This window comes from Segetibacter koreensis DSM 18137 (assembly GCF_000374045.1).
Taxonomy (GTDB): domain Bacteria; phylum Bacteroidota; class Bacteroidia; order Chitinophagales; family Chitinophagaceae; genus Segetibacter; species Segetibacter koreensis.
Genome location: NZ_KB893352.1, coordinates 1 through 8,992, shown reverse-complemented (window position 1 = coordinate 8,992; position 8,992 = coordinate 1). Strand labels below are relative to the sequence as shown.

The following is an 8,992-nucleotide window of genomic DNA, read 5'->3' as shown; positions in this document are numbered from 1 at the left end:
TTTTAACCTAACCTAACTATTACCGCTAAAACAGTTATTATGAACTGGAAAGAAAAATTACGCAGTAATTTATTGCTGCGTAACATGATGTTCGATGTAATAGGTTTTCCTGCTTCTGCAGCCAAGAGGACATTTATTCCTTACTTTCAATATAAAATNGCGCCNTACCANAGGGATTACTACCTCTATTTCACAAGCCCGCCCAACAGTATTCGATATAAAAACGATATTTTTAATAAGCTCTATGAATATGATGGGTATGAAATTGTTCAGTATATAGAATTTCACTTTTCTGCTTATGAAAACAAAGAAGATTTTCTTCGTTTTCTGCGCTACGAAACCAACCAGAGATTAAAACTGACAGCTAACAAATCTTCTAAGCTTAAACTCGAGTCCGTTTTGGATTGGCTTGTAGAAAAACAAGAAGAACGGCTAACCCTTCAGCAAGAAGCGTTAGAAACTGGTCTTGGACAAGAGGTGCAGAAAATTGTTGAAAGGGAGGTAAGTAAAGGTAATACATTAGAGCAGCTGGATTTTGAAAGTATAGCTAAAGAACTCATCAATACTTTAACCCCACAAATAGATGTCCTTATTTCCAATGCGGAAGAGAAGATGGAAGCTATAACAGCCGCGTATGTAACAGGTAGTATCCAGCTTAATAATCATAACCACCTCGAGAAAGTTATCCAGCTTTTCTACATCATACAAAACATCTCCGCTCCAAAAGAAATTGCAAAAGGAGAGAAATTATTCAAACAATTCGGGGCCATTGATATTGCTTACTTATTACAACGCTTTGAGGCTTTTAAAAACAAGAAGATTAATACTATCCAGGGAAATATTAAAACAGCAAGTGATAACCTAAACTTTAAAAATCCTAAAGTGCAAAAGCTAAATGAAGCACTGGAAGAGTTCTTTTACACATAAAGACTTACTCTCATTAATTTGATTTTTCCATCTCGTAGAAGTAAACATATTTCTATATTAAGTTAAATTTACTTTCCCTGCTTAAAATTAATCTTAACCAGATGAAAATTACTTTTATTTACACCAATTTGTCAGCTTAGCTTTAGCGGAAGTAAGCAAATTTATTGAAAAGGTATCATGACAAGATGATATAACAAGCTCTAAAACTTTGCTTCTCAATCTTTTATTACCTTCAAAACTAACTGCTAGTTGAATCCCTCTCAGTGCTACGAGGATTAATTATACATCAAATATCAGTAAAATGTCGTTTAAAGGATTTTACTCTTTTAAAAAATAAAACAGGTTTGGACAAAACACAGGATTGAAAGATAAAAGGTAAAACATACAAGAAAGGTTTTAGAGTGTGTAGTTGGGTAATGGCACTTTTTAAAAGGGGTGGCCAACTTATTATGAAAAGTTAATACAATTGATTATCTTTTATGATCAATTCTTCTCTATGAGAAAATTTGTCTCCACGCTGGTCGCAGAAAGAACCGTAGAATTAAAACAATCCTTAGCAGAGTTAAAATCAGCCCAAGCCCAACTCATCCAATCTGAAGAAATGGCCTCACTTGGAGAGCTAACCGCAGGCATCGCTCACGAGATACAAAACTCACTAAATTTCGTCAATAACTTTTCGGAAGTCAATAAAGAACTGATTGAAGAATTAAAAAGTGAAAAGTCAAAAGTAAAAAGCGAAAGAGATGAAGAATTGGAAAATAAAATAGTTAATGATCTTTCTCAGAATCTAGAAAAGGTAACTCTTCAGGGCAAAGGTGCAGACGCCATAGTAAAAGGGATGCTGCAACATTCAAGAGCAAGTACAGGCAAAAAAGAACCAACAGATATTGATGCATTAGCAGATGAATATTTACGACAAAGTTATCATGGGGTTAGAGCCAAAGACCAAACACATTTTGACAAAAGCTTGTGTAAAATAGAAGTCATTCCACAAGACATAGGAAGGGGGTTATTAAACCTATTTAATAATGCATTATATGCTGTAACGGAAAAGAAAAAACAATTAAAGGAATCTTTTGAACCGTTAGTTTCTGTAAGTACAAAAAAATTAAACGATAAAATAGAGATAAGAGTAAAGGACAACGGAATGGGCATTCCTCAAAAAGCTGTTGACAAAATCTTTCAACCCGTTTTTACAACAAATCCAACAGGACAAGGAACTGGATTAGGACTGTCTTTACGCTATGATATTGTAAAAGGACATGGAGGAGAGATAAAAGTGGAAACGAAAGAAGGCGAAGGTGCACAGTTTATTATCCAATTAATTAATAAAACTCTTTACAATTCGTAGTATTCAATATGAAAAAGTTCTTTCTCTTTACAGCAAAACCTACAGGGCAGGAAAGGGACTTGGATTGAGCATGAGTTATGATATTATAAAAGCACATGGATGGGAATTGAGTGTGGAGACGAATGAGGGGCAAGGTGCAGAGTTTACAATTCATTTACCATTAATAAACAGACAATAAAAACCGCCGTGAAAAAGATCACTATTATTCTTTGCCTGCTTTGTCTGACAATCTCAGTAATTGCACAGACTTCATGGCAGGATAGTGTAAAAAATTTACTAGCTTCTGCAAAAGACGATACCACTAAATTTAAATTACTTTCTCCGCTTGTTACTTATTACACATATTCAAAGCCGGACTCAGCGATAATTTATGCACAAAAGCAAATTTCGATAGCAAAAAAAAATAGATCCGCTTCCTTTTTATCGGCTGCATTAACGGGGTATGGTGGTATTTTCTCAATAATTGGAAACTATCCACTTGCGATTTATTTTGAGCTGGAAGGTTTGAAAGCGGCCGAAAGCGCCAAAGATTTTTTGGCAATTGGCTGGTCCTATGACTACTTAACGTCCACTTATACAGATGCGGGAGATTTTGAGCATGCTTTTTTCTATTCCTATAAGGAAAGATCTCTCGCTGAGACACATTATAAACTATCGCGCGACAGTGCTGAAAAAAGTGCCTTTAGCTATTTATATAACACCTCATTGTATGGTTTCGCTATAATTTTTGATAAATTAAATCAGCCGGATTCTGCACTTAAGTATATGCAAATAATAAATGGGCGCGATGCACATCAATATGGATGGATAGACTCGACCCGTTTTCATTTGTTTGGCAATATTTTTTTTAAAAAAGGCGATTATTTGAATGCACTGAAATATTACAGAGACGGATACAAGTTCGCAGCTGAATCGCACATTAATAATGAAATCATGTCAAATTGTAACGGTATTGCGAAAACATTCTGGAAGAACGCTCAGACTGATTCAAGTATTTATTATGCTAATAAGGTTCTTGAAGCGAGTCAGCATGCACAATATCCTCTTGCAAAACTTGAAGCACTTGATTTGTTGGCAGAGATATATAAATCAAAGGGCGAGTGCGATAGTGCGGTTAAGTATCTGAATCTCACTCTTACAACGAAAGACAACCTGTTTAGCCAACAAAAAGTAATACAGACGCAAAGTATGACCTTCAATGAGCAATTAAGGCAACAGGACATACTGGACGCACAAGAAAAGTATTGGAACAAGATAAAGACATACATATTGATTGGCGGAATTGCTGCGCTTCTTTTAATTACATCACTTCTTTTGACAAACAATATGCACAAGCAAAAAGCAAAAGTGCAAATTGAAAAAGCTTATGACGATTTAAAATCTACCCAAGCCCAACTCATCCAATTCGAAAAAATGGCTTCGCTAGGAAAATTAACTGCTGGGATTGCACATGAAATACAAAACCCTTTGAATTTTGTGAATAACTTTTCCGATGTAAATACTGAACTAATTGCAGAATTACAAACTGAACTAAAAGGCGGTAATATTGAAGAAGCTTTTGCAATATCAAATGATTTAAAAGAAAATGAACAAAAAATAAATCATCATGGCAAACGTGCCGATGCAACTGTAAAAGGCATGCTGCAACATTCAAGAGCGAGTACAGGGAAAAAAGAACCAACAGATATTAATGCTTTGTCAGATGAATATTTGCGATTAAGTTATCATGGACTAAGAGCCAAAGACAAATCATTTAATGCAACAATTGAAACACATTTCGATGAAAGCATTGGCAAAATAGAAGTTATTCCCCAAGACATAGGAAGGGTATTATTGAATTTGTTTAGTAATGCTTTTTACGCTGTAACAGAAAAAAAGAAAGCCTCAACCCTAAAGGGAGAAAACTACGAGCCAACAGTTTCAGTAAGCACCAAGAAAGAAGGTGATAAGGTAGTCATATCAGTTAAGGATAATGGTATTGGTATTCCTCAAAAAGCTGTTGATAAAATCTTTCAACCTTTTTTTACAACAAAACCAACAGGGCAGGGAACAGGGTTGGGATTGAGTTTAAGCTATGATATTATAAAAGCACATGGAGGGGAAATAAGAGTGGAAAGTAAGGAGGGTGAAGGAAGTGACTTTATTATTTTATTGTCAGGTATTTAAATTTTAGATAAACAACGTGAAAAATTTTGTCTTTTTTATAGTATTGAGCAGTATGATAAAGTTGGTTCACGGTCAAATGTACCATGAAGACAGTTTACGAACAATGCTTTCTTCGGCAAAAGACGACACTACAAGGGTAAATATCTTAACGGAGTTAAGCAATGACTATTTCAATAATAATCCCGATTCAATATTCTTTTATGGACACCAAGGTTTACGGCTGGCTCAGTCCATTGGTTACACAAGAGGTGAAATAGAATGCAAAGCCATTCTCGGTGATTACTGGTGGTCTGTAGGCGATTATGCTACAGCCATAAAATTGGAGCTGTCTATTGCGGAGTACGCAAAGTTACAAAAAGACACCTTACGCCTAACGAAAACCTATGCAGCACTAATCAACAGTTACAGGGATCAGGGTGATTATAAAGAGGCTTTACGGTATTGCTTTTTAGTATTGCCGCTGGCCCAGCTCATACAAAACTGTTTTCCGTGCGGCGCAGCTCACGCCATGACGAGTTCAGTTTATTACGAATTGAATAAGATTGACTCTGCCATTTTTTATGTAACCAAAGCCTTAGCCTATCCGCATGTTATTGCCTACGCTTGGATTTTGTTAATGAATGGAAAAGTACAGGCTAAGGCTAAAAATAATGATACAGCACTATACTACTGTCGGCAAAGTATTGCTGCCTTGCAGAGTGCCCATAATTTTAAGGATTTAGCCGGAGCTTATATCAGCATCGCACAACTCTACGATGAAACAGGTCATGTAGATTCGGCCATTGATTATGGAAGACGTGCACTGACTATTGCTCAGCAAAGAAAGTTTGGTAAAGAGGCATTGCAGTCTTACTTATTGCTGTCTGCTGCCTATGAAAAGTTGGATAACAAAATTGCTTTAGATTATCATAAAAGAGCAATGGCTGCAAAAGACAGTTTATTCAATCAGGAGCAGCAGCGCCAAATACTGAGCTACAAATTCAACCAGGAACTACAACAGCGGGAAATTAAGAGTGCCGAGCAGCAAATCAGAATCAAAAGAAGAATTTATCTGCTGATTGGTGTACTTGCGGGCTTGTCCTTTTTTGCTGCTTTTTTAATACGCAACAATAAGCAAAAGCAAAAAATTAATGCTTTGTTGCAGCAGAAAAATATAGAGATACAAAACACATTGACCGAGCTCAAAACCACACAAGCGCAACTCATCCAATCTGAGAAGATGGCTTCTCTCGGAGAGCTAACAGCAGGTATTGCTCATGAGATACAGAACCCCTTAAACTTCGTCAATAACTTCTCAGAAATCAATACAGAATTAATAGAAGAATTAAAAAGTCAAAAGTCAAAAGGAAAAACTGAAAGAGATAAAGAGTTGGAAGATGAAATACTGCATGATATTGCAGAAAACGAACAAAAAATCAACCTTCACGGCAAACGTGCAGATGCCATTGTAAAAAGTATGCTCGAACATAGCCGTGCTTCTAAAGGAGTAAAAGAACCCACAGACATTGATGCTTTAGCAGATGAATATTTACGACTAAGTTATCATGGTTTAAGAGCGAAAGACAAATCTTTCAATGTGACAATAGAAACACATTTTGATGAAAGTATAGGAAAGATAGAGGTTGTTCCACAGGATGTTGGAAGAATTTTATTAAACCTATTCAACAATGCTTTTTATGCGGTAAATGAAAAAAAGAAACAGCTAAATGGAACGTTTGAACCGTTAGTTTTAGTTACCACAAAAAGATCAGGTGAAGAAGTACAAATTCGGGTAAGAGACAACGGAACAGGCATTCCGCAAAAAGTAGTTGATAAAATTTTTCAACCCTTTTTTACGACTAAACCAACAGGACAGGGAACAGGATTGGGACTATCATTGAGTTATGATATTATTAAAGCGCTCGGAGGGGAATTGTCAGTTCAAACACAGGAACATGACTTCTCCGCATTTACCGTTTCACTACCCATTAGATAGAATAGGGAAAAATATCGAAAAAGATACAATAAACAAAGCGCTTCTTTTATAAACTAGATCTTCATGACACTTGCATTGAAAACGTTCTTTCATGATTATGAAAAGGCCGAATAAGAATGTCTAATAATAAGTTGAATCATCAGTTGAATTTATGTTCATCTCACACACCCTCACCACTACAAATATTTGAAGAAGCTTGATATAAATTGGTAGGCTAAAAACGAAAAAAGGCAGTAAACACTGAGTTTTACTAGACTTCTACCACAAAATCCTCATCTATGTCGTCGTGATGCCTATAGAGTAAGTCGAGCTTTACAGTTCTTCAACTTAATACTTTGTCCGCTACTTATTTTAGTACAAACATACACGTCTTAGCCAATCTAACCTCTTCTAAATCAATCCTAAAAAATCCCCTACCAATCCATCATTGATTTCTTAAGTTTTCTTAATCAGATTTACGTCCATAAAACAAAAACATATGGACACTTTATTTATCCCAACTGAAAACGACATTAAGAGCTGGATCCGGGAAGCGGTGAACGAAAGTCTCAGCGTATCTGTTGCACAAAATGATAAGTCTGCTAATCTGGCGCAGTAACCACTTATAAGCAGGAAAGATGTAGGCCGGTTCTTAGGCATCTCCATGGTTACTCTTAACGACTGGATGAAGAAAGGTTTGCCTAACCATAAGGTAAACGGTAGAGTTTACTTCCAAAGGTCAGAAGTGCTGGAGTATGTAAAAACAAGCCGACGGAAGTTGTAATACCTACAGAAGACTTTTTTAATTGTAATAAATCAGCAAGTATGAACGGCATTGTAGAGAATGAACAGGAGCAGGAATACTTACGTATAGGTACAACCTATTATAGAAAAATAAGAAAACCACTAGCTTCAGGTGATGTTACAGAGTTGTTGTTGCCATGGTCAGTAGAATGTATTAAGCAGGACTATGGAAAAGCTTTTTTATCTGCTATTCCGCGTTATAAGGGTTTTTGCCTTGTTCCCAATCACTTGGAATACAAAAGGGAAATTGATAACTTTTATAACCAGTACTACCCTTTTCCTCATGAGCCTCGTCCGGGTTACCCCAAACATACCCTTGTTTTTTTAAATCACATCTTTGGCGAACAGCTGGATCTGGGTTTGGATTACTTGAAAGTTTTACTGCTGCATCCTGTACAGATACTTCCTATCCTATGCCTGGTAAGTACAGAGCGAAATACAGGCAAGACAACTTTTTTAAATTTTCTAAAAGCTATCTACGGTTCCAACATGACCATCAATAGCAATGAGGATTTCAGAAGCAACTTCAATGCAGAATGGGCACATAAACTAATAATTGGTGTTGATGAAACTTTCCTTGACCGTAAAGAAGACTCCGAACGTATCAAAAATCTAAGTACTTCCCGTTATTATAAGATAGAAGCCAAGGGCCAGGACAGGCAGGAAATTGAATTTTTCGGCAAGTTCATCCTATGCTCCAACAATGAAGACAACTTTATCATGATTGATGCAAAGGAAATCAGGTATTGGATAAGAAGGCTGTCTACATTGCAAGCACCTAACAATAAACTGTTGGCTGAGCTGGAAGCTGAAATTCCTGTTTTTATTCATTATTTACTTAACCGCCCGTTTACTACAAAATGCGCTACCCGGATGTGGTTCACACCTGAGCAAATCGCTACAAGCGCCTTAAAACGACTAAAGAAGTACAACCGAAACAAACTCGAAGTAGAGATGGCTCAAATCCTGCTAACCATTGTTGACCAGAAGGAATTATGTGAACTATGCTTCTGTTTATCCGATATGCAGGAGTGGTTGCAGAAAAAGGGTTTTAGATGCTATGACAGCAACAGCATCAAAAAAGTACTTCAAGACACCTGGAAACTTGTTCCTTCTGAAAACTCAAATTCCTATACACAATACCGCTTCGGTAGTGACGGAAGTATATACGAATACAACTACAAGGGAAGGTATTATAAGCTGTCACAAAAAGAGGTTATAAACCTTCATTTTTCTGATGATTTTGATGACAGGAGTATAAGTATTTGAAGCTAAATAAGTTATGATCATCAGAAACGTCATCAACATTTCATCAGAAAAAACACTTTGATGAAAGCTCTTATCCTCCTGATGAAAAAAAGATGAAGTGATAAGTAATTAAAAATCAAATAGTAAGAGTGCGTTTCATCAAAATCATCAAAAAATCAAGCATATGGCCACCCATTTTTTTTCCTACGAGGAATTGAGGCAAACAGATATTGTAGAGTACCTGGAGAAATTAGGTTACCAGCCACAAAAAATCACCAACAATGACTACTGGTACTTGTCACCATTAAGAGATGAAAAAGAAGCCTCTTTTAAGGTGAACCGAAAATTAAATGCATGGTTTGATCATGGTTCAGGNAANGGTGGAAACTTTATAGATTTTGGAGTTNTATACNATAAATGCAGTTTTGAACAACTTATTGAAAAGATAGAAAACTTTTTTTCTTTTCATCCGGGAAACGTACCGGTTCAACCGCCTCTTATCAACACTCAAGAAGCCAAGGAGGCACTTGAACCTAAAATAA

Annotated in this window: 7 protein-coding genes; all 7 read left to right on the top strand. The window is 36.3% G+C overall.

The features are described 5' to 3' along the window. Positions 1-1,393 precede the first annotated feature (1,393 nt). On the top strand, positions 1,394-2,278 hold the full coding sequence (locus tag B154_RS0121140; protein ID WP_245542635.1) for a sensor histidine kinase: 885 nt from the start codon (positions 1,394-1,396) through the stop codon (positions 2,276-2,278). 70 nt (positions 2,279-2,348) lie between these two features. Beyond that, entirely contained in the window at positions 2,349-2,456 is a 108-nt protein-coding gene (locus B154_RS31950) for a HAMP domain-containing histidine kinase (RefSeq protein ID WP_018616341.1), read from the top strand. An 8-nt stretch (positions 2,457-2,464) separates the two neighbouring features. Then, positions 2,465-4,444, top strand: a complete 1,980-nt coding sequence (locus tag B154_RS31595) for an ATP-binding protein (protein ID WP_018616359.1) — start codon at positions 2,465-2,467, stop codon at positions 4,442-4,444. A 52-nt stretch (positions 4,445-4,496) separates the two neighbouring features. Further along, entirely contained in the window at positions 4,497-6,419 is a 1,923-nt protein-coding gene (locus B154_RS33475) for an ATP-binding protein (protein ID WP_018616358.1), read from the top strand. Between the two features lie 604 nt (positions 6,420-7,023). Then, positions 7,024-7,182, top strand: a complete 159-nt coding sequence (locus B154_RS34005) for a helix-turn-helix domain-containing protein (protein ID WP_425423106.1) — start codon at positions 7,024-7,026, stop codon at positions 7,180-7,182. A gap of 41 nt (positions 7,183-7,223) precedes the next feature. Beyond that, positions 7,224-8,471, top strand: a complete 1,248-nt coding sequence (locus tag B154_RS0121115) for a primase-helicase family protein (RefSeq protein ID WP_018613788.1) — start codon at positions 7,224-7,226, stop codon at positions 8,469-8,471. Between the two features lie 163 nt (positions 8,472-8,634). Next, on the top strand, positions 8,635-8,992 hold a 358-nt coding region (locus tag B154_RS0121110), incomplete at its 3' end, for a CHC2 zinc finger domain-containing protein (RefSeq protein WP_018616345.1).

What these genes read in the sequence shown, in the direction of transcription:
- B154_RS0121115 (WP_018613788.1), top strand. Translation starts at nt 7,224, where the DNA reads ATGAACGGCATTGTAGAGAATGAACAGGAGCAGGAATACTTACGTATA.
- B154_RS31950 (WP_018616341.1), top strand. Translation starts at nt 2,349, where the DNA reads ATGAGTTATGATATTATAAAAGCACATGGATGGGAATTGAGTGTGGAG.
- B154_RS33475 (WP_018616358.1), top strand. Translation starts at nt 4,497, where the DNA reads ATGATAAAGTTGGTTCACGGTCAAATGTACCATGAAGACAGTTTACGA.